This is a genomic window from Paenibacillus sp. B01, assembly GCF_009649995.1.
Taxonomy (GTDB): Bacteria; Bacillota; Bacilli; order Paenibacillales; family Paenibacillaceae; genus Paenibacillus_O; species Paenibacillus_O pasadenensis.
On record NZ_CP045802.1, the window covers coordinates 5,217,752 to 5,243,100 of the forward strand.

The 25,349-nt window shown below is 65.8% G+C and carries 25 protein-coding genes; 2 read left to right on the forward strand and 23 right to left on the reverse strand.

The window, feature by feature from the left end:
• Positions 1–494 precede the first annotated feature (494 nt).
• Together GE073_RS22355 and GE073_RS22360 are read right to left on the reverse strand one after the other, a co-directional pair.
• Positions 495–1,754 (reverse strand): IS256 family transposase, encoded by a 1,260-nt coding sequence (locus GE073_RS22355; protein WP_153783988.1) that lies wholly within the window; start codon positions 1,752–1,754, stop codon positions 495–497.
• 520 nt (positions 1,755–2,274) lie between these two features.
• Complete coding sequence (locus GE073_RS22360) at positions 2,275–3,555, reverse strand: chloride channel protein (RefSeq protein WP_153784410.1); 1,281 nt, start codon at positions 3,553–3,555, stop codon at positions 2,275–2,277.
• Between GE073_RS22360 and GE073_RS22365 the strand changes: the two genes are divergently transcribed.
• Positions 3,554–3,949 carry a hypothetical protein gene (locus GE073_RS22365; protein ID WP_153784411.1) on the forward strand — a complete coding sequence of 132 codons (396 nt, stop codon included), beginning with the start codon at positions 3,554–3,556 and terminating at the stop codon, positions 3,947–3,949. The two genes, GE073_RS22360 and GE073_RS22365, sit on opposite strands and share 2 nt — an antisense overlap.
• On the opposite strand, the gene GE073_RS22370 is transcribed toward GE073_RS22365, so the two are convergent.
• The 20 genes from GE073_RS22370 to GE073_RS22465 all read right to left on the reverse strand — a co-directional run bounded on the left by GE073_RS22370 (position 3,946) and on the right by GE073_RS22465 (position 22,977).
• Complete coding sequence (locus GE073_RS22370) at positions 3,946–5,253, reverse strand: PDZ domain-containing protein (protein ID WP_101807662.1); 1,308 nt, start codon at positions 5,251–5,253, stop codon at positions 3,946–3,948. The two genes, GE073_RS22365 and GE073_RS22370, sit on opposite strands and share 4 nt — an antisense overlap.
• A gap of 110 nt (positions 5,254–5,363) precedes the next feature.
• Positions 5,364–6,860, reverse strand: coding sequence for a S41 family peptidase (locus GE073_RS22375; protein ID WP_052333258.1), 1,497 nt, complete (start codon positions 6,858–6,860; stop codon positions 5,364–5,366).
• 123 nt (positions 6,861–6,983) lie between these two features.
• Positions 6,984–7,394 (reverse strand): type VII toxin-antitoxin system HepT family RNase toxin, encoded by a 411-nt coding sequence (gene hepT / locus GE073_RS22380; RefSeq protein ID WP_028599047.1) that lies wholly within the window; start codon positions 7,392–7,394, stop codon positions 6,984–6,986.
• Positions 7,384–7,791 carry a type VII toxin-antitoxin system MntA family adenylyltransferase antitoxin gene (gene mntA / locus GE073_RS22385; protein WP_028599046.1) on the reverse strand — a complete coding sequence of 136 codons (408 nt, stop codon included), beginning with the start codon at positions 7,789–7,791 and terminating at the stop codon, positions 7,384–7,386. Before mntA ends, hepT begins: the two co-directional genes overlap by 11 nt.
• A gap of 138 nt (positions 7,792–7,929) precedes the next feature.
• Entirely contained in the window at positions 7,930–9,123 is a 1,194-nt protein-coding gene (locus GE073_RS22390) for a murein hydrolase activator EnvC family protein (RefSeq protein ID WP_228551718.1), read from the reverse strand.
• Between the two features lie 12 nt (positions 9,124–9,135).
• The gene (gene ftsX / locus GE073_RS22395) at positions 9,136–10,053 is read right to left on the reverse strand and encodes a permease-like cell division protein FtsX (RefSeq protein ID WP_028599044.1); all 918 of its coding nucleotides are present in this window, start codon (positions 10,051–10,053) and stop codon (positions 9,136–9,138) included.
• Positions 10,043–10,729 carry a cell division ATP-binding protein FtsE gene (gene ftsE, locus GE073_RS22400; RefSeq protein ID WP_028599043.1) on the reverse strand — a complete coding sequence of 229 codons (687 nt, stop codon included), beginning with the start codon at positions 10,727–10,729 and terminating at the stop codon, positions 10,043–10,045. Before ftsE ends, ftsX begins: the two co-directional genes overlap by 11 nt.
• Before the next feature lie 285 nt (positions 10,730–11,014).
• Positions 11,015–12,418: a DUF4179 domain-containing protein gene (locus GE073_RS22405; RefSeq protein WP_153784412.1), complete on the reverse strand. Its 1,404-nt coding sequence runs from the start codon at positions 12,416–12,418 to the stop codon at positions 11,015–11,017.
• Positions 12,411–12,962: a sigma-70 family RNA polymerase sigma factor gene (locus GE073_RS22410; RefSeq protein ID WP_228551720.1), complete on the reverse strand. Its 552-nt coding sequence runs from the start codon at positions 12,960–12,962 to the stop codon at positions 12,411–12,413. Before GE073_RS22410 ends, GE073_RS22405 begins: the two co-directional genes overlap by 8 nt.
• A gap of 288 nt (positions 12,963–13,250) precedes the next feature.
• The gene (locus GE073_RS22415; protein ID WP_028599040.1) at positions 13,251–13,355 is read right to left on the reverse strand and encodes a putative holin-like toxin; all 105 of its coding nucleotides are present in this window, start codon (positions 13,353–13,355) and stop codon (positions 13,251–13,253) included.
• A gap of 183 nt (positions 13,356–13,538) precedes the next feature.
• Positions 13,539–15,116 (reverse strand): FAD-dependent oxidoreductase, encoded by a 1,578-nt coding sequence (locus GE073_RS22420; RefSeq protein ID WP_101807661.1) that lies wholly within the window; start codon positions 15,114–15,116, stop codon positions 13,539–13,541.
• A gap of 64 nt (positions 15,117–15,180) precedes the next feature.
• Positions 15,181–15,774, reverse strand: coding sequence for a YdeI/OmpD-associated family protein (locus GE073_RS22425; protein ID WP_101807660.1), 594 nt, complete (start codon positions 15,772–15,774; stop codon positions 15,181–15,183).
• 60 nt (positions 15,775–15,834) lie between these two features.
• A complete protein-coding gene (locus GE073_RS22430; protein ID WP_028599037.1) occupies positions 15,835–16,254 on the reverse strand; it encodes an SRPBCC family protein in 420 nt (139 codons plus the stop codon).
• Positions 16,251–16,586 (reverse strand): ArsR/SmtB family transcription factor, encoded by a 336-nt coding sequence (locus GE073_RS22435; protein ID WP_028599036.1) that lies wholly within the window; start codon positions 16,584–16,586, stop codon positions 16,251–16,253. The genes GE073_RS22430 and GE073_RS22435 overlap by 4 nt, the downstream gene beginning before the upstream one ends.
• An 86-nt stretch (positions 16,587–16,672) precedes the next feature.
• On the reverse strand, positions 16,673–17,086 hold the full coding sequence (locus GE073_RS22440; RefSeq protein WP_101807659.1) for a DoxX family protein: 414 nt from the start codon (positions 17,084–17,086) through the stop codon (positions 16,673–16,675).
• 188 nt (positions 17,087–17,274) lie between these two features.
• A complete protein-coding gene (locus GE073_RS22445) occupies positions 17,275–18,423 on the reverse strand; it encodes an ABC transporter permease (protein WP_052333256.1) in 1,149 nt (382 codons plus the stop codon).
• 1 nt (position 18,424) lies between these two features.
• Positions 18,425–19,558, reverse strand: coding sequence for an ABC transporter permease (locus GE073_RS22450; protein WP_101807658.1), 1,134 nt, complete (start codon positions 19,556–19,558; stop codon positions 18,425–18,427).
• A 13-nt stretch (positions 19,559–19,571) separates the two neighbouring features.
• Positions 19,572–20,510, reverse strand: coding sequence for an ABC transporter ATP-binding protein (locus tag GE073_RS22455; RefSeq protein WP_028599032.1), 939 nt, complete (start codon positions 20,508–20,510; stop codon positions 19,572–19,574).
• A 528-nt stretch (positions 20,511–21,038) separates the two neighbouring features.
• Positions 21,039–22,160 carry a sensor histidine kinase gene (locus tag GE073_RS22460; protein WP_101807657.1) on the reverse strand — a complete coding sequence of 374 codons (1,122 nt, stop codon included), beginning with the start codon at positions 22,158–22,160 and terminating at the stop codon, positions 21,039–21,041.
• Between the two features lies 1 nt (position 22,161).
• On the reverse strand, positions 22,162–22,977 hold the full coding sequence (locus tag GE073_RS22465) for a response regulator transcription factor (RefSeq protein WP_028599030.1): 816 nt from the start codon (positions 22,975–22,977) through the stop codon (positions 22,162–22,164).
• A gap of 114 nt (positions 22,978–23,091) precedes the next feature.
• On the opposite strand from GE073_RS22465, the gene GE073_RS22470 reads away from it, so the two are divergent.
• Entirely contained in the window at positions 23,092–24,936 is a 1,845-nt protein-coding gene (locus GE073_RS22470; RefSeq protein WP_153784413.1) for a VanW family protein, read from the forward strand.
• Positions 24,937–25,028: 92 nt separating this feature from the next.
• Here GE073_RS22470 and GE073_RS22475 read toward each other — a convergent pair whose 3' ends face one another.
• Positions 25,029–25,181, reverse strand: a complete 153-nt coding sequence (locus GE073_RS22475) for a hypothetical protein (protein ID WP_153784414.1) — start codon at positions 25,179–25,181, stop codon at positions 25,029–25,031.
• Between the last annotated feature and the right edge of the window lie 168 nt (positions 25,182–25,349).

A 25,349-nucleotide genomic window follows, 5' to 3' on the forward strand; every position in this document is an offset into this window, starting at 1 on the left:
ACTTTTTCGGGTTGCAGCTTGCCGGGCGCGCTCGCGGTCCTCTGCAACCCGACTTTTTCGGGTTGCAGCTTGCCGAGCGCGCTGCTGGGCTTCTGCAACCCGACTTTTTCGGGTTGCAGCTTGCCGAGCGCGCTGCCGAGCTTCTGCAACCCGACTTTTTCGGGTTGCAGCTTGCCGGGCGGGCTCGCGGTCCTCTGCAACCCGACTTTTTCGGGTTGCAGCTTGCCGCGCGGGCTGCCGGGCTTCTGCAACCCGACTTATTCGGGTTGCAGCTTGCCGGGCACGCTCGCGGTCCTCTGCAACCCGACTTTTTCGGGTTGCAGCTTGCCGAGCGTGCTGCCGGGACTATGCAACCCGACTTTTTCGGGTCGCAGTCTTGATCCACGCTCCCCAATGCAACAACTAAAGCCGAGTTACTCGGTTTTTCCGCGCATCTCCGGGTCAAGTCCATAATTGTGTGTAAAAACACTTCTCGGTAGAAAATGGAATCGGGTTTAAAGGCTGTCCGTCGCTTCCGTCATGGTGGTGCTGGTTTCCTGCTCCTCCGAGCCGGCGCCCTGAGTGGCTTTCTGCTTCTTCCACGCCTTGAAGTCCGTCATGTCCATGTACGGCTTCTTCGTCATCCAGTACTCGTTCTCTTCCATGAGCATGGCTCCGATGAGGCGAAGGACGGAAGCGCGATTGGGAAAGATGCGGATGACCGTCTCGCGCCTGCGGATGTCCCCGTTCAGGCGTTCCATGCCGTTGGAGGTGCGCAGCCGCACGCGGTAGGCCTCCGGGAAGGCCAGCACCGCGACGGCGTCCTCGAACCCGTCCTCCAGTATTTTCATCGCTTTGGGTGCTGTCTCGGCATACGCCTCAAGCGTCTGTTCGAGATAGGAACGAGCCGTCTTCATGTCGGGCGCATCGAAGATCGATCGGACGCGACTCTTGATTTCGCTTTGGAGCGCTTTGGGCGCTGCGTTCAGCACGTTCTTGATGAAGTGCGTCTGGCACCGCTGCCACGAGACCCCTTGAAACTCCTTCTCGATGGCCTTGACCAGCCCGCCATGGTAGTCGCTCGTGACGAGCTCTACGCCGTGCAGGCCGCGCTCTTTCAGCCAGCGGAAGTAGGCGCCCCAGCTCTCCTCCGACTCGGTGTCGTCGACGCGCAGGCCCAGAATCTCACGCCGGCCTTGCTCGTTCACGCCGTAGCCCACCAGAACGCCTCGAGAACAGATACGGCCTTCTTCACGCACCTTCACGTAGATCGCATCGATGGTGATGAAGGGGAAGGCGTGGTCGGCCAGAGAGCGGTTGTTCCAGTCGTGGACAGCCGGGTCCAGCTGCTTGCACAGGTGGCTGACCGTTGACTTGGAGAACTCGGTTCCGCACAGCTCCTCGGTGATTTTAGTCACCTTGCGCGTCGACACGCCGTTGATGACCATTTCCATGAGCGAGAGAACCAGCGCTTGCTCGCTGCGCTGATACCGGGCGAAAAGCTCGGTAGAAAAGGAGCCGTCCCGAAACCGGGGGACGCGCAAGGTGACGCTGCCAGCGCGGGTAATGACGTCGCGCTCGTAGCTGCCGTTGCGGTAGCCCTTGCGCTCGCTGGTGCGCTCGTACGTCTGCGCCGCCAGCTGATCCGTCGCCTGGGCTGTCAGCACCTGATTCAGCACCGTCTCCAGCAAGCGGGCCACTCCCGCGTCCCGATCGGTTCCGATAAACAGCTGGTGCAAAATATCCTGATCTACGGTAATCTGGTATTGAGTCATGTGTAGGCACTCTCCTTGGAATGTTGGTCTCGACAACTTCCATTCTAACCGAGAGTCCTACCATGGCTTTTCTTTTTATGGTCAGGAGCATTTTACACAATTATATGGACTTAACTCGTCGGAGCATCCATTCGAGCCGAGTTGCTCGGTTTTTCCGCGCATCTCCGCCGTCGGAGCATCCGTTCGAGCCGAGTTGCTCGGTTTTTCCGCGCATCTCCGCCGTCGGAGCATCCGTTCGAGCCGAGTTGCTCGGTTTTTCCGCGTAACTCCGCCGTCGGAGCATCCGGTCGAACCGAGTTGCTCGGTTTTTCCGCGTATCTCCGCCGACGAGGCATCCGGTCGAACCGAGTTGCTCGGTTTTTCCGCGTAGCTCCGGTGTCGGGGCGCATGCTGGAGACCAACGGAGCCGCCGGGTTGAGGAGTCCGAGATCGGCAGAGTCCTTTCGGCGGACACCGGCGGACATCGACTTACACCGCCGGGCAGAGCCTGCAACAGCCGCCGGGCAGAAGGCGGCTTCGCTCAGCCGACCGGCTCGCGGCCGTCCTTGCGGATCGTCCGCCGCTGGGAAGAGTAGATGCTCGCGGAGCCCGAGCAGAGATAGGCGATGACGCTGGCGACGAGCAGATAGGCCGCCGCGTCGGCGCCGAACAGCTCCAGGCCGAGCACGAAGCACGCGAGCGGCGTGTTCGCCGCCGCGCTGAACACGCCGACCAGGCCGAGCCCCGCGAGCAGCGGAGCCGGCAGCTGCAGCAGCGGAGCGAGCGCATGGCCGAGCGTCGAGCCGATGACGAACAACGGCGTCACTTCGCCGCCCTGGAAGCCCGCGCCGAGCGTGAGCGCCGTAAAGACGAGCTTCCATAACCAGGCGAACGGCTCGACCGTCCCCGCAGGAGCGAACGAGTCCTGCAGCAGCGGCAGGCTCAGGCCAAGGTAATCCCCTCCGCCGACCAGCAGCGCCAGCAGCACGATGACGGCGCCGCAAGCTGCGGCGCGCCCCGGCGCCGGCGCGACCAGCCGCGTCGCCAAGCGCCGCACGCCGTGCACGGCGGCGATGAACAGCCTCGCCGCCAGGCCGAACGCGACGGCCGCGATGGCGACGGCCGCCAGCGTGCCGAAGCTTTCGGCCGGCACTTCGCCAATCCGATAGGCGGCATGGCCGATGCCCCAGGCGCGCGTCACGGCATCGCCGACGAGCGCGGCCACGAGGCAAGGGTAAAGCGCCCCGTGCCGCAGCATGCCGATCGCCAGCACTTCGACGCCGAACACCGCGCCCGCCAGCGGCGTGCCGAACACGGAGCCGAAGCCGCCGGCCATGCCGCAGAGCAGCAGGATGCGCCGGTCGGCGGCGCCGGACCGGACGAGCGTGCCGGCGAGCCAGGCGAGCGAGCCGCCCATCTGCACGGCCGTCCCTTCCCGGCCTGCCGAGCCGCCCGTCAGATGGGTCAGCACGGTGCCGCCCAGCACGAGCGGGGCCATGCGCAGCGGGATGCGCTCGCGGCCCTCGTGGATGCTTTCCAAAATCAGATTGCTGCCTCGGATCGCCGTTCCTCCGTACTGCCGATAGATCCAGCTGACGAAAAAGCCCGCCGCCGGCAGCAGGAACAGCAGCCAGGAATGCTCCAGCCGCGTCTCCGTCGCCAGCTCCAGGCTCCACAGGAACAACGCCGACGCCGTGCCCGCCAATGCCCCGACGAGCGAGCCGAGCGCCAGCCACTTGAGCAGGAAGGCCACCATGCCGCCCGCGCTTTTGCCCTTGCCCGCTTCCGCCAGCCGCTTTTTCAGGCCTGTGGCTTCGCTCATGCCTTTTCCTTCTTTCCTGATCGTGTTGGCCAAGGCAAAAAGGCCCGTTCCGGGCCGATCCGCCTGCGCAGGCGCCTGCACCTGCACCTATGCCTATGCCGGCGCCTGCACTTGCACCTTCACCTACGCCGGCGCCTGCACCTACGCCTGCACTTGCGCCTGCACCTTCACATGCACCTGCACCTGCACCTATGCCTATGCCGGCGCCTGCACCTTCACCTGCACCTATGCCTATGCCGGCGCCTGCACCTGCACCTGCGCCTACACCTTCACCTGCACCTGCCATCGCCTAACCGCGCGACTTCGGCTGCGCATCCGGCCGCGTCCGTGGCTGACCGGTCCCTGCGCCTGCAGCTGCGTTCATGTCCGCGTCTCCGACCTTGTCCGCGCCTAAGCCTCCATGGACGGCGGCTCGCCGGACGCTCTGCGCCGCACCTTGTGTCCACGCCGCAGCAGCAGCGCCAGCACGGAGCCGCGGCCCGGGACGGCGCTGTAGGCCGCATCCTCGTCCGGCGCGAGCAGCACGCCCAGCTGATGATGCTCGCCGGCGAAGCGGGCCCGCTGCACGAACTTGACCTGTCCGTCCAGGTTGAGCACCTCGAGCCGGCAGAAGGCGGAGTTCTCGTGCAGGGCGGCATGCAGCTCCTCTTTGGTGCGCACGCCTCGTCCGTTCACCTTGCGCAGCACCTCGCCGGCCTCGAGCCCCATCTCCTGCGCCGGCGTGCCGGGCAGCACGCCGAGGATGCAGAGGCCGCGCTCGTCATGGACGAACCGCGGCGGCCGCTGCCGCTCCCGGCGCTCCGCCAGCCGCGTCAGCGCTTCATGCAGGCCGAGCGCCGCCAGCGAAGCGACCAGGACGAGCGGCCGCGCGTACGACGCCGCCAGCGCAAGCGCGCCGAGGATCAGGCTGTAGATCAGCAGCCGGCGCGAGGCGAGGCGGGCCGCCTGCTTGGGCAGCTCGGACAGCGCCAGGTCCGTGAAGCCGATGACGGCCGGCAGCGCCAGCACCGTCCAGCCGGCGCTCCAGCCCTCTCCGCCGAGCAGCGGCGTCCAGGGCAGCGCGGCAGCGGCACCTTCCGCTCCGCCGGAGGCCGGCACGAGCAGCAGCAGCGGCACGGGCCACAGGCCTTGCAGCGAGTAGCCGCCGATCAGCTTGCCCCGCTTGCCCTCCAAATAAAGCGGCGAGGCGAGTCGCTGCCCATCCCTCTTTACGAGCAGCGCCTCCGCGACATGCAGCAGAGCGACGAGCAGCAGCAGGCCCGGCATGTCGAGCGCCGCCAGCGACGTCCCGAGCCGTCCGGCCGTCCCGCCGCTTTCTTCCAGCGACAGCAAGCCGCTGGCTGCCTGCAGCACGCCCAGCACGCCTGCGCTGTAGGCGAAGCATAGGAAGCGTACGCGCAGCAGGGCGAGCGCAGCGGCCGTGCCCCAGAGCCAAAGCACGGCATCCGGCGTCAGCGCCGCGCCGATGAAGGCGGCGGCGATGCTGACGCCGGCGCCCGCCAGCAAGCCCCATCCAGCGGCCCGGAGCAGCAGCAGCGGCCAGGCATGCAGCCGCACGTGGAAGTGCGAACGCTCCGTGACGGCGAGCCGTCGATAGAGGAATCCCATAACGATCAAGGCCAAATAATAATAAGGCTGCGCCAGCAGCCCAAGCGCCGCCGAGCCGTACTGCCGCAGCAGCTCCAATGTCAGTTCCAAGCAAGCACCTCATTTTCCTTCAGGCTGGCTAGACCGTATGGTTTCGACGCGCAGAGGCCGGATTCCTCCCCTGAAGGAAGAATCCGGCCTCTGGTCGAAGGCGCCCCTGCTCAATGCCGCGGCGCCCCCTTGCCCTCGCGAAGCGCCTGCACGGCCGCCTCGAGCTGCGTGTCATGCTCGTCTCCGCTGACCCAAGCCTGCACCGCCTCCTCCAGCTTGCGCTGGGTCGCCGGATCGGCCTGGCCGCTCGCCCGCAGGCCGCTGGCCCGCTGGAAGCCGCGCACTGCCTCGGCGGTGCCGCTGCTGTAATAGCCGTCCAAGCGTCCGGGGTCGTAGCCGAGCCCTTTCAGCATGACCTGCAGGCTTTTCGCGTCGTCGCTGATCGCATCGGCGGGGATCGTGGCCGTCTTGGACAGCCGCGTCGCGGCGTACAGCGCGGGCGGACGGACCGCCACATCCGGCTTGATGCCGCGCTTGTGGATCCAGCCGCCGCTCGGGGTCAGCCACTTGGCGATCGTCATCTTGACGAGCCCGCCCTCGAGCTGGCGGTCGTAGCTGACCTGCACGGTCCCCTTGCCGAAAGACGTCTCGCCGACGAGCACCGCGCCCGCCGATTCCTGCAGCGCTCCGGCGAGGATTTCCGAGGCGCTGGCGCTGCCTTTGTTCATCAGCACCGCGACCGGATACGGCTTACCGCCGCCCTCCGACAGCACCTGCTCCGGCTTCGCCCCGCGCTGCGCGATCTGCAGGATGGGCTTCCCCTTCGGCACGAACGGCTGCGCGATCCGCTCCACGACCGGCAGGATGCCGCCGGGATTGTTGCGCACGTCGATGACGAGCCCTTTGAGCTCGCGCTTCTCCAGCTTGGCCAGCTCAGCCGCGAACCGGTCGGCCGTATTCAGCGAAAACTGGCGGATCTCGATCAGGCCGATGCCGTCCGCCAGCCGCTTGCCTTCGACCGTCTCGATGTCGATCTCGGCGCGCATCAGCTTCACCGCGAACGGATTGGCCCTTCCCGCCCGCAGGATGACCAGCTCGGCCGCGCTGCCCTTCGGCCCGCGCAGCTTGGCGACCGCCTCGGAGATCGGCAGTCCGGACAGGCCGACGCCGTTCACGGACAGGATGACGTCCTTCGCCTGCAGGCCGGCCTTCTCGGCCGGGGAGCCCTTGATCGGCGAGACGATGACGACCTTGCCGCTCTCGGACGTCACCTCCGCGCCGACGCCGCCGAACGCGCCTTCGACCGTCTCGGAGAACTGCTTCGCCGCCCCGGCGTCCATGTAGGTCGAATAAGGGTCGCCCAGCGCCTGCACCATGCCGCTGAGCGCGCCGCTGATGAGCTTGTCGCGGTCGACCGGCTCGTAATATTGGCGCTGGATCAGCTCCATCACGGCGCTCAGCCGCTGCGCCTCCTCCTTGGTCAAGCCGGCGGAGGCGTCCTGACGCTCTCCGGCTTGCGCCGGGCGCGCCGCTTCCGCTGATGCCGGCTTCGCGCCCGCCTCTCCCGCCGGCCATGCTCCTCCCAGCAGCAGCGCCGCGGCCAGCGACGCCGACAGCACCGCCTTCAGCCGGCGCGGCCCGGCCGCTGCGTTTTCGTTTCGGTTCATGCTCCCTCTCCTCTCTTCGTCCGGCGCTCCTGCACGGGAGCCGGATCTTCCGCCGCTTAGTATGCGACAGAGAGGAGCGGATTATTTGGCAACGATGGCAGGAGCCGCGAGGCGGCTTGCCGGCTAGCCGTCCGAAGCGAGCATCGCGCGGGCGAAGTCTGTGAAGTCCCCTAGATGCAGATCCAGGATGGAGCGGAGGATATCCGGGTTAAGCTTCTGATAATCATGTACGGCGATATTCCGGAAGCCGACCATTGCCTTCATCTTGTCCGCCAATTCGGAGTCAAGCCGTCCGCTCTGCTCCAGCAGCTCAAAGGCGTCCCGGCTCGTCTGCGGCACGCCGAGCTTGCCTGATGCCACGACCGCCATCGCCAAGTCGATGCTCGCTTCGCAGGCGCGCTGAAGATTGAGCACGATCGAGTCCTGCTTCGTAAAGTCGTTCAGGTGTTCGGGTCTCCCTTGATACACTTCTCCGATCCGTCTCAAACAGCGTTCGATGTTTGCCGCTTTATTGAGGATGACGTCATGCTTCATAGATGCTCCCCCTTTCCCGGATCGACCGCAGCACGGGCGAACGCTCCTCGTTGAGCTTGGCATACATTTTATAGACCTGAGTCCGGAGCCGGAGATCCAGGTCTTCGTCCTTGCAGCGGAGCGTATGGCCTTCGCTTAAAATCTGCATCTGCATGACCGTCGAAGCTTCCTTCAGATCGACCAGGTCGACCTCCCTGCCCAGCCGGCCGGCCAGCTTCTGCGCCAGCAGGAACCTTTCGTAAGCAGAGAGCGGCTTGCCGCCGTAATAGGCGAGATCGATATCGCTGTCCGCCCGCATCCGACCGGCCGCGGCCGAGCCGAAGAGCAGGAGGAGATCCGGCGAGACGGCCTTTTCAATCTCGTCCACCGCGATATCCAGGTCCAGGCGCGCATCCATGCGATCACCGTCCTTCTGAATTCGTTTCCCACATCTTCCTAAATCCAGTATAGCAAAAAACCGTCCAAGCGAATCGCCCGGACGGTTCCTTCCTGTTGCTTGAGCCGCGGGCGCCATGCCCGCGTTTCGCCGCATTCCTCAGTTCGCTTTGCCTTTCAAGTAAGGAAGCGGATTGACCGGCTCGCCATTTTTGCGCACCTCGAAGTGCAGGTGGTTGCCGGTCGAGTTGCCGGTCGAGCCGACCTCGCCGATATGCTCGCCGCGCTTGACGGTCTGGCCCTTTTCCACCAGGATGCCGCCGTCGCGGATATGGCCGTAGATCGTCCACAACCCGCCGCCATGGTCGATGACGATGCAGTTGCCGTAGCCGCTCCACCACTGGGCGACGAGCACGATGCCGCCTTCCGCGGCGTAGATGTTCGTGCCCGCCGGAGCGGCCATGTCGACGCCGGCATGGAGCTTGCGAGTGCCGCTGATCGGGTGGATGCGATAGCCGAACGGCGAGCTGAGCCGGTACGAGGCCTTCACCGGCGCGCCGAGCTGGCCCCCGCTGTAGGTCGTCTTCAGCGAGTTCTTCTTCTTGATGAGCGCGGATTCCTTGGCGGCCAGCTCCAGCAGCAGCTTCTCCTGCTCCTCGCTGATGTCGCCGAGCTCGTCGAGCTTGGTGTTGTAGGAGGAGATCAGCTGCGTCTTCTGCGCTTCCTTGCTGGCCAGCACCTGCTGGTACTCGGCCACCTTGGCGTACAGACTCTTCACCTCGGCCAGCTTCTGCTCGACCTCGGCTTTTTTGGCGACGACGAGCTGCTTGTCCTGCTTGCGGTCCAACAGCGTCTCCTTGTCCTGCACCATGATCGTGTGCAGCGAGTCGAGACGGCCCAGGAAGTCGGAAAAGCTCGTCGCGTTCAGCAGCACGTCGAGGTAGCTGACGCGGCCGTTCATGTAGGTGACGCGCATGCGCGACTGCAGCCGCTCGTCCTGCCGGGCGATCCGCTGCTCCGCCTCGTCCAGCTCGCGGGCTGTCTGCTCCAGCGCCTGCGTCGTGCTGGATACCTGCGACTGGACGGCGCTCATGCGCGAGCCGACGATGTCGATCTCGGTCATGACCGCCTTGAGCGATTCGGCGGTGTAGAATTTTTGCGTCAGCACGGTCTTGGACTGCGCATCGGCCTGCTTGCGCCCTTGCGCGGCCGCCTGCATCTGCTCTCGGACCTGCTTGAGCTCGCGGTTGATCTTCTCGGACTGCGACAGCGCGCCGGCCGCTTGCGGCATGGCGGTCAGGATAAGCGCGCCGGCGAGCACGGAGCCGGCCAGCTTGCGGATCGTTCTGTTCAAGCTGCTTTCCTCCTACACTTTCAAGTATCTGCGGACGGACAACACGCTTCCCCACACGCCGAGCAGCGTGCCGATGCCGATCGTTACCGGAACGATGATGCCGGCCGCCTCCTCCATCGAGACGAGCCGGATGCTCATCAGGCCGAGGTCGAACTCGGACTGGCGGATGAGCTCGCCGTAGCCGAGCACGACGACGGCGGCGGTCAGCGCCGAGGAAAGGAAGCCGATCAGCGCCCCCTCGACGAAAAACGGCCAGCGGATGAACGCGTTGGTCGCTCCGACCAGCTTCATGATGCCGATCTCGCGCTGACGGGCGATGATCGTCGTCTTGATCGTCGTGGCGATCAGGAACATCGCCGTCACGGCCAGTCCGGCGACGATGATGAGGCCGATGTTGCGTACGGCGCCCGTGATCTTGAACAAGGTTTCGACCGTGCCTTGGCCGTACTTGATCTGCTGGAACGCCGGCGGGTCCTGCGCGGCGCTGACCGCCTGCACCTGCGACGCGGCGGCCGCGATCGTCTGCGGGTCGTACACCTCGATCGTGAAGCTCGCCGGCAGCGGGTTGTCCTCGCCCTGGTAGTCCTCCAGCAGCTGCTTGCCGTCGGCGCCGAGCATCTCGCTCATCTCCTGCAGGTTCTGCTCCGGCGTGCGGTACTCCACGCTCTTGACCTCCGGGATGGCGCGCAGCTTGGTCTCCAGCGCGGCGGCGCTCTCCGCCGTAGCGTCCAGCTGCAGGAACGCCCGAATCTCGACCTGGCTCTCGAGCTGGTCGGCGAGCTTGCTGACGTTGAGCGCCAGCAGCACGAATACGCCGAGGATGAACAGGGAGATGAAGATGCTGCTGATCGACGCGAAGCTCATCCAGCCGTTGCGGAAGATGCCGCGGACGCCCTCGCGCAGATGCCTCGCCAGCGTCCTAAGCTTCATAGCCGTATTCCCCTCTCGCCTGGTCGCGCGCGATCAGTCCGTTCTCGATGGCGATGACGCGCTTGCGCAGCGTGTTGACGATCTCGCGGTTATGGGTGGCCATGACGATAGTCGTGCCGCGGAAATTGATCTCCTCGAGCAGGTTCATGATGCCCCAGCTCGTCTCGGGATCGAGGTTGCCGGTCGGCTCGTCGGCGACGATGACGCTCGGATTGTTGACGATCGCGCGCGCGATCGCGACGCGCTGCTGCTCGCCGCCGGACAGCTGGGCGGGCAGATGCGCATGCTTGCCGCCGAGCCCGACGAGCTCGAGCACCTCCATCGTGCGCTTTTTCATCAGCTTGCGCGGCGCCTCGATGACCTCCATCGCGAACGCGACGTTCTCGTAGGCGGTCAGCTTGGGCAGCAGCCGGTAATCCTGGAAGATGACGCCGATATTGCGCCGCACGTACGGGATCTTGCGCGGCTTGAGCTTGCCTATATTGAAGCCGTTCACGAACAGCTGCCCTTTGGTCGGGAACTCCTCGCGATAGATCAGCTTCATGAACGTGGACTTGCCGGCGCCGGAAGGCCCGACGATGTACACGAATTCATTGCGGTCGATGACCACGGATATGCCCTTGAGCGCATGAGCGCCGTTCGGGTAGGTCTTCCAGATGTCCATCATTTCAATCACGGGTATCGCTCACATCCTGTCTTTTTTCCGCTTATGACTGTTCGACAGAAAAACCGGATTTCCTTTCCAGAAAGCCGTTTTCTCCTTCATTTTCACAATTCTCATCGTTCGCCGCGCTGAGGCGCGGGCTTTCGACATCGCCGCAGGCGGCAAGACTGTCGAATGCTCCGGACCGGAGCGTTTCAAGCCTCCTTATTTACATCGGCTAGCGGCTCTCGCTTTGTAGATAAATGTCGAAAAAAAGAAGCCGGCCTGCTTTCGCAGAGCGGCTTCGGAGGAGATGATCTATTGTTCCGGCGGGAGCTCTTCCAGAGGCAGCCGGATCCGGTACTCGCCTTCGATATAATTCGGATAATTGGAGATCTCGAACGTCAGCGGCTGCTTGTAGTCGCCGGGGCCGTACGTGTAGCTGAGCTTTTGCCACCCGTCCGGGTCGCTCGTCTCCGTGCCCCCTTGCAGATGCAGCCCGAAGCTTCTGCCGCCCGCATCGGTAAAATCGCTGCCGAGCACCGAGTAGGAGCGCGATGGAGAGTCCGGCCCGTCGACGCGCAGCTCGAAGCCGAGCTTCATTCCTTTCGCATCCACGCTGCTGGAGATCAGCTTCAGGCGGTCGTCCGGCGCTGCCAGCAGCTCGCCTTTCTCCGCGTCGAGGACGATGAGGCCTTTGTCCTTCGGCAAGGCGCGGAACGTCTTGCCGCTCAAGTAGAGCGACTTGGGCTGGCGGAAATAAGGACTTTGGAACTCGAAGCGCACCTTGTGCTCCTCCAAGCTGCCCGCCGAATAGCCGACTCCTCCCCACTCCGTGCCGGAATCATCCGTCAGCTTCATGTCGACGGGGCCGTACAGCTTCATCGTGTTGGCCGGGTCGTACTCCGCCTCGATGGCGACGCTCAGCGGCGAGATGCGCATGCTCGTGAAGCGCAGCTGCTGATTTTCGATCGAGATCGTCTCCTCCAAAGGCAGCGTGCGCGACTTGTCGGCGAACAGCTCGCGGTCGACGGGAAATTGGAAGCGGTACGGGGCTCCGGCCACCTCGACTTGCAAGTCGAGCCAATCGGGGAGCGGACTGCCTGGCTGCAGCATCAGCTCCATCGTCTGGCGCTTGAACGCCTCCTCCCTCCCGTCGAACGAGAAGCCCGCTCCCTGGATGACGCTCTGTCCGTTTCGGTCAAGCGCCTTCACCTTTCCTACATCCGCATGCTCGTTCTCGCCGAGTCCCGCCACCGTATACACGAACATCATCCGATAGTCGTCGGCGACCAGCCCCTCCAGCGTCACCTTTACGCCCTCGTGATCCTGGGTCAAATGCAGCGGCTGCAGGTAGCCTTCGTCGAGCGCGTCCTGCACCGTCCGGTTCAGGCTGTACTCCTCGCGGATCGCGTCCACGATCGCCGCCATGCCGGGCAGCTGCCTCACTGCCGAAGCGAAAGCCGGCGAGATGCGGATCGACGCGAGTCCGACCGCCAGCACGAGCGCAAGCGTCAGCGCCGCAGAGCCGAGGCGCTGCCAGCGGCGACGGCTGCGGCGGCGAAGCCGGCCTTGAGCCATGCCCGCGGCAATAGCGGCATCCGCGCGCAGCAGCAGCTCCGGCGACGGCGGGCGTCCGCCCAGCTCGGCAAGCCCCTGCTCCAGCCTTTCTCCATGCCGATCGAGCTTCGGATCCAACCGTTCTCCATGCCGATCATCCATGCTCCATCCCCTCCTTCGCGCCGCGCTCCCGGCGCAGCTGCCGCAGCGCCCGGTTCAGCCATGTCTTGATCGTGCCCTCCGGCTTTTCCAGCGTCCGCGCGATGTCCGCCACCGTCATGTCCTCCGCATACTTCAGCAGCACGAGCTGGCGCAGCTTGGGCTCGAGGCCGGCCACCGCCTCCTCCAGCTCCAGCCGCGCGCCCGGATGCTCGCCGCCCGCCGCGCTCTCCGGCACGACCGGCACCGGCTGCTGCCGCTTGCGCCGCCTGCGCTCATCGGCGCAGGCGCTCAGCAGGATGCGGACGAGCCAGGTGCGGACATGCTCCGGCTGGCGCAGCCTCCCAAGCGCCGCGTAAGCGCGGCAGGTCGTCTCCTGCAGGCATTCGAGCGCCGCCTCCTCGTCCCGGAGATAGGCGAGCGCAATGCGCAGCAGCTGCTCCTTGGCCCCGGCCATCAGCTCGAGGAACGCCTCATCCTCGCCCTTCTGCGCCCGGCGGACGAGCTCTGCCGCTTCTTGGCCCCGTTGTTCCATGCGCTCCGACATTCCCTCGCCGTCCTTTCTCGTTCACCTTCGCTATTAGACGGGGAGAGCGAGGGTTCGGTTTTGGTTTTCTTGAAAACGTTGAAAAACCTTGATCGGCACGGGCCGTCCAAGGCTGCTGGCGGTTTCAATTACGGCGGACTTGTGATAATATGGGAGTAGAATGCATAACATAAACAAGCCGCAGACGCTGTAACGTCCACGGCTTGGCAGATCGGCCGCTTTAAGAGCGGTTAGGCTGGCAGGATATCAACTCATAGGAATAGGTCGCTACCTTCCAGGGCGGGCGGCCTATTTCTTTTTGTTAAGGGCGACGATCGAAACGACCAGCGATAACAAGGCGAGCAGCAGCCCGCCGAAGCCGATCATAAGATCCAACGCATCCTTAACCGTCATGGCATGACCTCCCTTCCGAGAGGCTCAACCTAGACCGCCCATAAAGCCCGTTCCCTTTCTGCTTCCTGATTATACCAGGATTCGACGTTATTCACTATAGCTCGCGGCTACGGAGTTCTCTCTAGCAGCGGCCTATCCTCTCCTTGCCGGGAATTCCCCCACCTCCCGGTCCGCGACGAAGCGTCAGCCCTCCGCCCGCGGAAGCTCCAGCCGCTTGAGCGGCTCGATGGCCGGGCCTTCCAGCACCGTGCCGTCATAGCCGAACCGCGAGCCGTGGCAAGGGCAGTCCCAGCTGAGGTCGCCCGCGTTCCACTTGCACTCGCAGCCCATATGCGTGCAGGTCGTGTCGACCAGATGCAGCGCGCCGCCCGGCTCGCGATAGCCGCCGGCGCGCTTGCCGGCGACCTTGACGACGCCGCCCTGGCCGGCCGCGAGCGCGTCCGGCGATTCCATCGGCGAGTCCAGCTTGCCGGCGAGCAGCTGTCCGGCGACGTTCAGGTTCTCGCGGACGAACGTCTTGATCGACGGGTCGGCATGGAAGCGCGACGGCTTGAACAGCTCCAGATGCAGGCTCTGCCCGGTGCGGACCATCTCCTCGAACGTGAGCGCCGCCAGCGTGCCGGTCGTCATGCCCCATTTGTTGAAGCCGGTGGCGATCAGCAGGTTCGGATGCTTGTCCCGGATCGGGCCGATGTAAGGCATCTCGTCGAGCGTCGTCAGATCCTGCGCCGACCAGCGGTACGCAATGCTGCGGACGCCGAGCAGGGAGTCGGCGTATCGCTCCAGCGCCTCGTAGTGCTCGATCATCGGCGGCCCCTGGCCGGTCTTGTGGTTCTCGCCGCCGACGAGCACGACCGGACGGCCGTCCAGCTCGGCCGCGCGCAGCGAGCGCACCGTCTGACCGACGGACAAGTACATGCCGCCGGGAAAAGGCTTTTCCGCCTCGACCGCCAGCACGTACGAACGCTGCGCATGCAGCCGCGAGAAGTACAGTCCGCCGCCGTCCGTGAACGGGAAATGCGAGGCGGACAGCGCCCAGCTGCAGTCGACGGTGCCGCCGGCGGCCGTGCGCAGCTTGAGCCGGCCGTCCTGCTTGCCCTCCTCGACCTTGTCCGTCACGGTCGTGTATTCATGGACGACGAGGCCCTGCTTCAGCGCCTCCTGCAGCAGCGCCTGCAAATACTGCAGCGGATGGAAGCGGGCCTGGCCCGGCAGCTTGATCGCGCCGAGCTCCGCAAGCCCTTCGAGCGGCAGCTTGTCGACCCACTCGCCGGGCAGGCCGATCTGCCCGTATGCCTTCCACTCCTGGCGCAGCGTCTCGAGATCTGCCTCGTTGTCCGCGTACAGGTAGGCGTCCTCGGTCTTCAGCCCGCACTCGATGCCGAGCTCGGCGACGGTCCGGACGATCCACTTGAGCGCTTCGTCGTTGGCGTCGAAATACTGCTTGGCCTGCTCCCGGTCCAGATGCTTGAGCAGCTTGCCGTAGATCGCCCCGTGCTGGGCGGTGATCTTGGCCGTCGTATGGCCCGTCGTGCCGTCGAGCAGCAGTCCGGCTTCCAGCAGGACGACCTTGAAGCCTTGCTTGGTCAGCAGGTAGGCGCTTGTAATGCCGGCGATGCCGCCGCCGACGATGGCGACGTCCGCCCGGACGGTGCCCCGGAGCGACGGGAATGAGGGCAGCTCCGTCGTCGCCCGCCAGAGCGACTCCGGGAGCTGAGGCAAGCGGGAAGGCTTGCCGGATGGCGAGGATGAGGTGTCCATGCGATGCCTCCTGAATTGGATTTCCTCTCCTCTGTATGCCCATCTCCATCCAAGCCGAAACCGGCTAGTCGTTCAAGCCCTTTCCCTCCAGGATCGGCTGCGTCCACTTCTCGATCCGGGACACGCGGGTCTTCGCTTGCTTGGGCTGCGAGAAATGAAGCAGATAAGCTCTCCTCCGGCCCGGCGTCAGCGCGTCGAAGGCCGTCTTGAGCTCCGGCATCTCGGCGAACCGCGCTTCCAGCTCCTCCGGCATGGGGAACGCCTCCGTCTCCTTCAGCTTCACCTTCAGCCCGGCCTTCTCGTTTTGGACGGCTTCGAGCACATACGCCGTCACGATCTCTTTCATCTCCTCGATCTGCTGCGCGCTCGTGAAGCGGAGCTGGCGAGCCGCCTGCACGTTCTCGGTCTGCTGGACGAGGATGCCTTGCGGGTCCTTCAGCAGCGCCCCTTGAGGGAAAAGCAGCGCGCAGTAGTCCTTGAAGCCGTGAATGAGCGCGATATTCGCCTCTCCCAGCGTGTAGCAGGGATGCATCCACTTATAGTCCTCGGACAGCCCGCAGTCGAGCACGATCTGCCTCAGCAGCTCGTACTCCTCCTTCCACTTCTGCGCCTTTTTGATAAAGACATCGACTCGCGCGTTCGTCGCATTCGCTGTCATGCCGAACCCCCTCTCTTCGATTCCGTTGTCGGCCGGCCCCGCGAGCCGGCCTTTCCGCAGCTAGGCGACAAGCTTCTCCAGCTCGGCCAGCCATTTGCCCCAGCCGAAGCGGGCGCCTTCGACGGCTTGGGACGTCGAGATGCCGGTCTGCTCCAGATGGAGGTTGACCTTGCCGCCACCGAGCTCCTGCAGCGTCCATACGATCGTATGCTCCTCCATGGCGCTGGTCCAGGTATAGGACAGCTTCGTCGGCTCCTCCACGACCAGCACTTCGCCGGAGATGACTCCGTCCCACCACTGGTTCGGCGTCGTGCGGAACTGGAAGCGGCGGCCGACGACCGGCTCGAAATCATTGTCCATCGGCTCCCCGGTATGGATGTTGGCGACCCACTTGGCGAGCTTCTTGGAGTCGGTCAAAGCGGACCACAGCTGCTCGACCGTCGTCGAAAACGGAAAATCCATCGTTAACGTCTGGCTCATCGTTGTTCTTCCTCCTCGAGTAAAAGCTGATTCAAACGCGCCATATTGGCGCTCCAAAACTTGCTATAGAAAGCCACCCAGTCTTGAATCTCCCGGAGCGGAGCGGCGTTCAGCCTGAATCGCGTCTCCCGGCCGACCTTGCGGTCCGCCACCAGCCCGGCCTCCTTGAGGATGGCCAGATGCTTGGATACGGCCGTCCGCCCCATGGCGAACGGCGCCGTCAGTTCATGAAGCGGAATCTCCTCTTTTGCGGCCAGCATCTGGATCAGCCGGCGCCGGGTCGGATCTGCAATGGCTTCGAACACATCCCGCTGCGGGCCGTTCTCGCTCATGACGTCCTCTCCCTTACCTGTTGTGCATGGACCGGCTCAGACCTGCTCAGAGCCCGGCGGGCGAGCGCCCGCGGCGCTCCTGAAGCTCAAAGCTTGCGGCTGCGCGGACGCAGCGCCCAGGAAGCGGCGGCGAGAGCGGCGTACGCCAGCGGGAGGAAAACCGGAAAACCGTACTCATGGTCGAGCGCATGGGACCATGCCGCTCCCGTCATGAGGAAGAAGAAGCCGGCGTAAGCCCATTCCTTCACCCGGGGAAAGCCGGGAACGACGATCGCGACGACCCCTAGCGCCTTCCAGATTCCTAGGATGGTCATGAGGTAAAGCGGGTATCCCAGATTCCGCACCAGCTCGATATTCCCTTCCAGCCGCATCAGCTGTCCAAGTCCGCTCAGCAGCATCGCCGCCGCGAAAAACAGCGTGACGGTCCAATATGCGGCCGCTTTCCCTCGGGATCGCGGACTTGCGTTCAAGCTCGCTGCTGTGCCGGTCTGCATGCTCATCTTTATTTCCTCCTCATCGGTTCGGTTTCCTGCCCCGTCCGCCATGCCGGTCGATACGACACCATTTGGTGGCCCATTTAGAATACGACACCTTATGGTGTCGCGTCAATGCCAGGAGCTCTTTTTTTCGCTGAAAAGAACAAAACCCAAGCGCCTCGGAAAGAGGGCATGGGTTCGATGCGGGTCCGTTACACGAAGCTGCGCGTATCGTCGCTCCTCCCGAGCTTGAACGCCGCCGCCAGGAAAAACACCAGCGCGAAGGCGAGCAGCACCGCGATGTGGAGCGGAATGTCGGCGTATTGGCCGCTCTGCAGGGCGTCGATCGACGTCAGCACCCAGCGCTGCGGCATGAAGTCGCCGATGCGGCGGATCGTCTCCGGCATGATGCTCGCCGGGAAGAAGCAGCCCGCCAGCAGGCAGCTCGGGGTGATGATGAAGTTCGAGAGCGCGCTCGCCATCGCCGAGCTGCGGGAGAAGGCGACGATCGCGAGCGACAGGCTGACCGAGACGAGGCCGAACAGCAGCAGCAGGGCTCCGAGCTCGGCGAGCGGCATGCCGGCGTCGATGCCGAAGCCGAAGCGCATCACGCCGAGCGCCAGCGCGATCTGCACGGCCATGACCGACAGATTGACGAGCGTATTGGCGAGCACGTACGTGCCGGCCGGCACCGGCGAGGACAGGATGCGCAGGTAGGTGCGGTTTTCGCGGCTCTTGAGCAGCATCTCGGACAGATTCACGGCCGACATGAGCATGAACAGGATGAGGAAGCCGATCGCCTGCGCGCTCATCGACCGGGCGACCGACGTATCGCGGGCGGACTCCGCCGTCAGCTTGAACGCGCCGTCGCGATAAGCGGCGTACATCGCCTCGAACGCCGCGCCGTCTCCGTCGGCCGCCCGGCTGATCGCCGCGACATTCGACAGGTAGGCGTCCAGCATGCTTTTGACGTAAGCCGTCACCGACGCTCCCTTGACCGATTCCAGGGCGATTCCCTGCGGATGGCCCGCGGCGGCGGCGGCCGAAAAGCCAGGCTCCAGCAGGAGCGCCACGTCCAGGCTGCCGGAGGCGATTTCTTTTTTCGCTTCCTCGCGGCCGAGCTCCTGGACCTGCACCTCGCGCAGGCCGCCGACATAGGCGGCCGTATCGGCGGCGATGCGCGCCGCTCCGTCCTCGTTCACGATCGCGACCCGCAGCGGCGGCGACTGCGTGCCGGAGTAGAGCAGCACGGAGGTCAGCACGCCGACGACCGGGAGGCCCAGATAGAGCATCCAGCTGCTCCGCTTGCGGAACGTGCCGCGCAGCATGAAGCCGAACAGCCAAGCCAAGTCCTTGATCATGCTACAATTCCTCCTTTTTGTTCATATGCCAGGCCGATGCGGCGAGCAGCAGCAGCGCCAGCCCCAGGTTGAGCGCCATCGTCTGCAGAGCGGGCGCGATCTGACCCTCATAGACGAGCCGCGACAGCGAGGAGTTGGCCCAGTAGACCGGCGACCATAGGTTGAGAAGGCTGGCGTCCGCGGCCTTCGTCGAGACCGGGAAGTACGCGCCTCCGAAAAAGGCGGCCAGCTGCACGAACAGCATGACGACTCCGCCTGCCGATTTGCCTTGCAGCAAATAGCTGAAGAACAGCCCGAGGCTCGTCGCCAGCAGCACGACGGTCAGCAGCAGCGCCAGCGCCAGCGGCAGGTTGTCGCCCCAGTAGGCGCCGAACGCCCACTTGCTGAGGAGCACGACCGCCAGGATGCAGACGCTGTTCACGACGACGTTGCCGAGCACCTTGCCGGCGAAGATGTCGCTCTTGCGCACCGGAGCCGCCATCAGCCTGGCCGCGGTGCCCTGCGCTCTCTCGCCGGCGACGAGGCGCACGGAGGACAGGGCTCCCCACAGCGCGACCGCCACGGTCATGGCCAGCGCGTAGTAGTCCATCGAGCCGGGCTTGCGGTTCTCGTCGATTGAGCGCTCCTGCACATAACCGCCGGCCGATTCGGAGGCGGAGAACGCGGTCTGCAGCGCCTGGGGCCGCTGCGCGCCGATCGCCGCCGCCGCGTTGTAGCGGTCGGCGAACGCCTGCAGCATGCCTTGCGCGATGTTGCTCTCGATCGGATGGCGGGTGCTGCCGTGCACCTCCATGCCGGACGGAGTCAGCCGCACGAAGCTGTCGTAGCGGCCCGCTTCGACTTCGGCGGTGCCGTCGGCTGTGCCCGAGGCGTCGGTGAAGACGACGCCATTCGTCTCGGCCTGGCGGCGGAACGCGGCGAACGCCTCGGCAAGCGGCTTGTCGCCGCCGCTGGCGTCCTGGACGAGCACCTGCGGCTTGAGGACGGCGCCGCTTTCCGAGTCGAAGGAGCCGGACAGCGCCGTGCCGAGAATGAGGATGAGCAGCAGCGGGAAGCCGAGCAGCAGGAAAAAGGTCTTCCGGTCGCGGAAATCGGTCCGGATTTCTTTGAGCGCGATGCGCAGCATAGGGGTCATCGGTCCATCCTCCTCAGCGATCCCGCAGGCTGCGGCCGGTCAGCGTCAGGAATACCGTCTCGAGATTCGGCTCGAGCTCCTGCAGCGAGCGGATTTCCGCTCCGCCTTCCATCAGCGCCTTGAGGATGCGGTTCAAATTGTCGACCGAGGCATCGCTCTGCACGCGCAGCGCGCCTTCCTTCTCCGTCACCGCGCGCACGCCCGGCACCTGCTGCAGCTCCTGCAGCCGGTACGGCGAGCCGGGCTTCAGCTCGATCGACAGCTCCTTGATGTCGGTGATGATCGCCTTGAGCTGCTCCTTCGTACCGTCGGCGATGATCTTGCCGTGGTCGACGATCGCCACGCGGCTGCAGATCTCCTCGACCTCCTCCATGTAGTGGCTCGTGTAGATGACGGTGCAGCCGGACTCGTTGAGCTGCCGCACCGATCCGAGGATGTAGTTGCGCGACTGCGGATCGATGCCGACGGTCGGCTCATCCATGATGATGAGGCGCGGCTTGTGCGCGATCGCGCAGGCGATGTTGAGGCGGCGCTTCATGCCCCCGGAGAAGCCGTCCGGCTTGGCTCCGGCACGGTCCGAGAGCCCGACGAATTCGAGCGCCTCCTCGGCTCGGGCCTTCAGCTCGGCGCCCCGCAGGCCGTACAGGCCGGCGAAAAAGGCGACGTTCTCGAAGGCGCTCAGCTCGCCGTAGATGGCGAGGTCCTGCGGCACGATGCCGAGGTTCAGCTTCGCCTGGCGGGTCTGCTTGCGGACATTCTGTCCGAGGATGCGGATCTCGCCGCTCGTCGGCACGAGCAGCGAGGCGACCATGTTGATCGTCGTGCTCTTGCCCGCACCGTTCGAGCCGAGGAAGCCGAAGATCTCGCCCTCCTTCACGTCCAGCGTCATGCCGTCGACGGCGATGAAGTCTCCGAATTTTTTGGTCAGCTGGCGCAGCTCCAGTACGTTCATGCTCCCCATTCCTTTCGTCGTGCGCGTTCTTGTTGATCCCATCCTAACGAAAAAGGGCGACCTCATGTCAGTGCATAAGTTCACCCTTTGCGTATGAGAAAGTTCATGAGCGGAGGAAGCTGGCGCAGGGCGTCGGCATTGTGCGACTTCTAACCCTTCTAGAGCGTTTGAAGGTCAGACATAGAAGAGGCGCAACTCCGCCGCCCCGCGCGGCGGAGTTGCGCGGAAAAACCGAGCAATTCGGCTCGAATAGGCGCTCTGGCGGCGGAGTTGCGCGGAAAAACCGAGCAACTCGGCTCGAACAGGCGCTCTGGCGGCGGAGTTGCGCGGAAAAACCGAGCAACTCGGCTCGAATAGGCGCTCTAGCGGCGGAGTTGCGCGGAAAAACCGAGCAACTCGGCTCGAGAATAGGCGCTCTAGCGGCGGAGTTGCGCGGAAAGCCCGGCCGGCCGGCGTGCGCGGGACCTTCGCAGACGGCGCAAGCGCCGCTTGCCGCTCCATGCGGCGGCTCCGCGCGGGCACCCCTGCTCAGCGCTGCGCTTCCGGGCAAGGCAGCAGCGTCGTCACGCGGAAGCCGTCGCTGCCGTCGGCGACAACGGTGCCGCCGGCGCTCGCGGCGCGCTCCTCCATGCCGGCGATGCCGAGCCCCTTGACGATGCGCGCCTGGCCGCGGCCGTTGTCGGACACGACCGCCTGGACGTAGCGCCCGAGCACGCGCACCTCGACATGGACGGCCGACGCGCCGCTGTAGCGGGCGGCATTGGTGAGCGCCTCGGTCACGTTGCCCTGGATGATCCGCCAGTGCAGCGCCCCGATCCGCTCCAGATCGCCCGCATGCGTCACGCTCGCCTGCATGCCGCTCGAGGCGCGGAACGCATCGACCGCTTCGCGCAGCCGGCTCATGCCGAGCTGCTCGGGCGGCGGCTTCATCCGGTGGAGCGTCCGCCGGATGTCCTCGATCGCTCCCTTGGAGATGCCGATCGCGTTCTGCAGCAGGCCGCCCGCCCGCTGCGGGTCTTCCCCCAGCAGCCGCTTCGCCGCCTCCATCTGGATGAGCGCCCCGGTCATCGCGTGGCCGACGCCGTCGTGGATCTCCTGGGCGATCCGGCTCCGCTCCTCAAGCTGGCCCGCGTATTCCGCGATCCGCTGCAGCTCCTGCCCTTCGCCGATGCGGGCGGACAAGCGGCGCAGCTCGCCGCGCAGCCGATCGAGCTCGTCCTCCTGACGGAGCGACCGTCGATGGAGCCGGCTGAGCGTCGCATAGTTGAACCAGGACAGGCTCCAGACGAGCGCATAGGCGGCGCCCAGTCCGCCGCCGAGCGCCGCCAGCGGCAGCAGCGAGGCGGCCAGCAGCGGCGCCGCCCGCCTGGCGCGGAACGAGGCGAGCTCGTACGCGCTCAGCGGCAGCAGCAGCAGAAACGGCGGCGCCTCCAGCCAGGAGACGGCCAGCAGGAAGAGGATGACCGTCGCGATGGCGGCCTGCTGCAGGCGCGGCTGCCGCAGCAGATGCACGCATAGGTTCAGCGCCGCGTACAGCAGGAAGGACAGCAGCAGCAAGCCCGACGGCTCCTCCTGCTGCCCGAAGTACAGCGTGTAGACCAGGTAGAGCAGCAGCAGCAGCTTGTTGCCGATCGTCCAGAGGCGGCTCATGTCAGCGCAGCTTCCCGGTCAGATAATAGATCGCGATCTGCGTGCGATGCTCCAGAGCGGTCTTGTTCAGGATGGAGGTGATGTAGTTCGCGGTCGTCCCCTCGGACAGGAACAGCTCGCGCGAGATCTCCTTGTTGGAAAGGCCGCGGGCAATGCCCGCCATCACCTCGAGCTCGCGCTCGGTGAAGCGGCTGCGGTCGATCGGCGGAGCCGCCTCCGCAGCGGGCGATGCACCGGGCGGGGCCGCATCGGACGGCGCCACGCCCCGAGCGCGCGCCGGCGGCGAAGCGGACGGCGCGGCCGCGGGGCCGGCCCCTTCCGCGCTCTTGCTTCGCCCGCCAGGGGCGGGCTTTTCCCCCTCTGCAGGCAGCGCGGATCGGCCGTCAGCCGGCGCTCCGAGGCCGGCAGCGAAGGAGCGCAGCTTGTCGAGCACCGCTTCCTGCAGCACGCTATGGCCGCCGTGCACGCTGCGGATCGCGGCGGCGATCTGCTCGGGATCGTTGTTTTTGAGCAGATAGCCCTTGGCCCCGCAGCGCACCGCCTCCACGACCGACGCGTCGTCGTCGAACGTCGTGAGCATGAGCGGCTTGACGGAGGTGCCCTCCGTGAGCAGCCGGGCCGCCTCGGTGCCGCTCATGCCGGGCATGCGGATGTCGAGCAGCGCCACGTCCACCGGATGCTCCTTGCAATAATCGACCGCCTGCAGGCCGTCCTCGACGGCGGCCACGACCTCGAAGTCTCCGAACGAGGAGAGGATGATCCGCATGCCTTCCCGGATGAATGAATTGTCGTCGGCGATGAGCACCTTGATGGTCACGTTCGTTCCGCCCCTTTCAGCGGATAGTTTACCATGAATGCCCATCTGCCGGATATAATCGTCCGCCTCCCGGCATAGATCTAGGAGACAGCTTGTCGGAGGGAGGATGGTCCTGTGAAAAGGCTTCATTTGCTGCTCATCGTCGTGCTCGCCTTGACGCTGGCAGCCACCGCCATCTGGGGGATGCTCTGGATCTACGGCTCCAAGGACAAGGTGCCCGCCGGCACGGAAGCCGCCGGCCTGCCGCTTGGAGGCTTGCACCGCGCCGAAGCGCTGCAGCTGCTGCAGACGTACCGGCAGGCGCTCGACAGCCGCGTCGTGACGCTGGCGGACGGAACCCCGTCCGCCTCTTTCGGCGCGGACAAGCCTGCCGCCGCGGACGCGGCCGGCAGCGGCGGCGCAGCGGACGGAGCGAGCAGCCGAGCACCGTCGCCAGGGACGGCAAGCTCCGGCGACGGGGGCGCTCCGGCGCAGGCCGCAGACGGCGCTCCGCCGGGCGAGAGCGGCGCCGAGCGCAGCCGCGGCTGGACGCTCGCCGAGCTCGGCTTGCGGCTCGATGCGAGCGGCGCGGAGGCCGCGCTGAAACGGCTCGGCACCGGCTCGGCCTGGGAGCGGGCCAAGTACCGCTGGCGCTGGGAGCGGCAGCTGCCCGTGCGGCTGCTGGACGATCGGCAGGCGTTCGACGCGGCGATCCGCTCGGAATGGGGCTTTTATGACGAGCGCAAGCCGGTGGACGCCGTGCGGACGATCACCTCCTACGACCAGGTCGTCTATACGCCCGGGCGCAGCGTCATGCATCTCGATCTGGACCGCCAGCATGCGGAGCTGCTGCGCTGGGCCTCCGCCGGGCTCGGCCCCGCCGAGCCCGCCCCGGCCCGCTCCGGCGCGCGGCTGCGCGGCCTGGACGGGCCGGCGCTGCTGCGGGAGCTCGGCCGCGAAGCCTCCCGCGAGACGCCGCTGCTGCTCCGCTCGGTCGCGCCGGCCAAGACGGTCGAGTCGCTGAAGGCGGAGGGCGTCGAGCGGCGGATCGCTTCGTTTTCGACCGATTATCGGACCAGCTCGCAGGGGCGGGCGTTCAACGTCTCGGAGACGGCGCGCACGCTCGACGGCTGGGAGATGAAGCCGGGCGAGGTGTTCGACTACGGCGAGATCATCCGCATCACGGAGCGCGAGACCGGCTACCGCGAGGCCCCCGTCATCCTCAACGGACAGTTCACGCGCGGCATCGGCGGCGGCATCTGCCAGGTGTCGAGCACGCTGTACAACGCCGCGCTGCGCGCCGGCCTGGAGATCGTCGAGCGGCGCAACCACTCCGTGCCCGTCTCCTACCTGCCCAAGGGCCAGGACGCGACGTTCGCCGAAGGCGTCATCAACTTCCGCTTCCGCAATACGACCGGCAAGCATCTCGTCATCCGCGCCACCTCCGGCGGCGGGCAGCTGACGATCAAGCTGTTCGGCACGATGCCGCGCGAGGTGCGCTACTCCGTCGCGTCCAAGACGGTGCGCACGCTGCCCGCCCCCGTGCAGCTGCGCCGCAGCGGAGGGCTGGCGCCGGGACAGCAGATCGTGCAGAAAAAAGGCCGGACCGGCTACATCGTCGAGACGTACCGGATCAAATATGTAGACGGCAAGGAAGTGTCGCGCGTCCGCCTGTCCCGCGACACGTACAAGCCGCAGCCGTCCGTCATCCTCGAAGGACCTGCCGCGGCCCCGGCCCCTGCGCCCGGCCCCGAGGCCGGACCGGAAGGCGCCCGCGAAGCCGGTCCGGCCGGCGGCGCGCCGACGCCCGGCGGAAGCGCGGCGCCGACTCCGGCGCCGGCTCCGGCGGGAGACCGCGGCGCGCTGGCCGCGCCAGAGGGCGGCATGGAGGGCAGCCCAAGCGATTTGCTCGAGGATGGCCTGCGCGTGCTGCAGCCCGAGGCCCTTTTGCCCGGGCTGTCGGAGAAGCTCGTCGGCTAGCGGCCTCCCGAACGACTCGCGTTCGAGCCCCGTTCGGGAGCGAAGCCCGCTGCTTGAGGACCGGCGTGACCGAACCTCAGCCATCGCCTGGATTACATGCCGATAAACATGTTCCTGCTGAACGGAGCCCAGTTTTCCCCCATGTAGCCGGTCATGCCCTGCATCTGCTCCCGGTTCCCCCCGCCGTCCCTGCGGTCCACCCCATCTCCCTCGCCTCTCCCTCCCCCGTCCGGCTCGCCGGCCATGCGCCGCTGCCCTCCGCCCGTCCGTCGAGCAGCCCCCCGCCTGCCCTCGCCGCTCCAAGCCCGCGTCTTGGTCCCATGCCGGATTCCAAGGGGAGCGGCCCGTCCATGCCCGCCGAAACATGGAAAGAGTCTCTTTAAGGTAAAAAGACCTAGTTCTTTTGCCGTTAT

What these genes read in the sequence shown, in the direction of transcription:
- GE073_RS22460 (WP_101807657.1), bottom strand. Translation starts at nt 22,160, where the DNA reads ATGAGCCGCCTCTGGACGATCGGCAACAAGCTGCTGCTGCTGCTCTAC.
- GE073_RS22405 (WP_153784412.1), bottom strand. Translation starts at nt 12,418, where the DNA reads ATGGATGATCGGCATGGAGAACGGTTGGATCCGAAGCTCGATCGGCAT.
- hepT (WP_028599047.1), bottom strand. Translation starts at nt 7,394, where the DNA reads ATGAAGCATGACGTCATCCTCAATAAAGCGGCAAACATCGAACGCTGT.
- GE073_RS22475 (WP_153784414.1), bottom strand. Translation starts at nt 25,181, where the DNA reads ATGGCCGGCGAGCCGGACGGGGGAGGGAGAGGCGAGGGAGATGGGGTG.
- GE073_RS22375 (WP_052333258.1), bottom strand. Translation starts at nt 6,860, where the DNA reads ATGAACCGAAACGAAAACGCAGCGGCCGGGCCGCGCCGGCTGAAGGCG.
- GE073_RS22435 (WP_028599036.1), bottom strand. Translation starts at nt 16,586, where the DNA reads ATGAGCGAGAACGGCCCGCAGCGGGATGTGTTCGAAGCCATTGCAGAT.
- GE073_RS22455 (WP_028599032.1), bottom strand. Translation starts at nt 20,510, where the DNA reads ATGAACGTACTGGAGCTGCGCCAGCTGACCAAAAAATTCGGAGACTTC.
- GE073_RS22360 (WP_153784410.1), bottom strand. Translation starts at nt 3,555, where the DNA reads ATGAGCGAAGCCACAGGCCTGAAAAAGCGGCTGGCGGAAGCGGGCAAG.
- GE073_RS22445 (WP_052333256.1), bottom strand. Translation starts at nt 18,423, where the DNA reads ATGATCAAGGACTTGGCTTGGCTGTTCGGCTTCATGCTGCGCGGCACG.
- GE073_RS22420 (WP_101807661.1), bottom strand. Translation starts at nt 15,116, where the DNA reads ATGGACACCTCATCCTCGCCATCCGGCAAGCCTTCCCGCTTGCCTCAG.
- GE073_RS22410 (WP_228551720.1), bottom strand. Translation starts at nt 12,962, where the DNA reads ATGTCGGAGCGCATGGAACAACGGGGCCAAGAAGCGGCAGAGCTCGTC.
- mntA (WP_028599046.1), bottom strand. Translation starts at nt 7,791, where the DNA reads ATGGATGCGCGCCTGGACCTGGATATCGCGGTGGACGAGATTGAAAAG.
- ftsX (WP_028599044.1), bottom strand. Translation starts at nt 10,053, where the DNA reads ATGAAGCTTAGGACGCTGGCGAGGCATCTGCGCGAGGGCGTCCGCGGC.
- GE073_RS22440 (WP_101807659.1), bottom strand. Translation starts at nt 17,086, where the DNA reads ATGAGCATGCAGACCGGCACAGCAGCGAGCTTGAACGCAAGTCCGCGA.
- GE073_RS22415 (WP_028599040.1), bottom strand. Translation starts at nt 13,355, where the DNA reads ATGACGGTTAAGGATGCGTTGGATCTTATGATCGGCTTCGGCGGGCTG.
- GE073_RS22365 (WP_153784411.1), top strand. Translation starts at nt 3,554, where the DNA reads ATGCCTTTTCCTTCTTTCCTGATCGTGTTGGCCAAGGCAAAAAGGCCC.
- GE073_RS22425 (WP_101807660.1), bottom strand. Translation starts at nt 15,774, where the DNA reads ATGACAGCGAATGCGACGAACGCGCGAGTCGATGTCTTTATCAAAAAG.
- GE073_RS22355 (WP_153783988.1), bottom strand. Translation starts at nt 1,754, where the DNA reads ATGACTCAATACCAGATTACCGTAGATCAGGATATTTTGCACCAGCTG.
- GE073_RS22430 (WP_028599037.1), bottom strand. Translation starts at nt 16,254, where the DNA reads ATGAGCCAGACGTTAACGATGGATTTTCCGTTTTCGACGACGGTCGAG.
- GE073_RS22450 (WP_101807658.1), bottom strand. Translation starts at nt 19,558, where the DNA reads ATGACCCCTATGCTGCGCATCGCGCTCAAAGAAATCCGGACCGATTTC.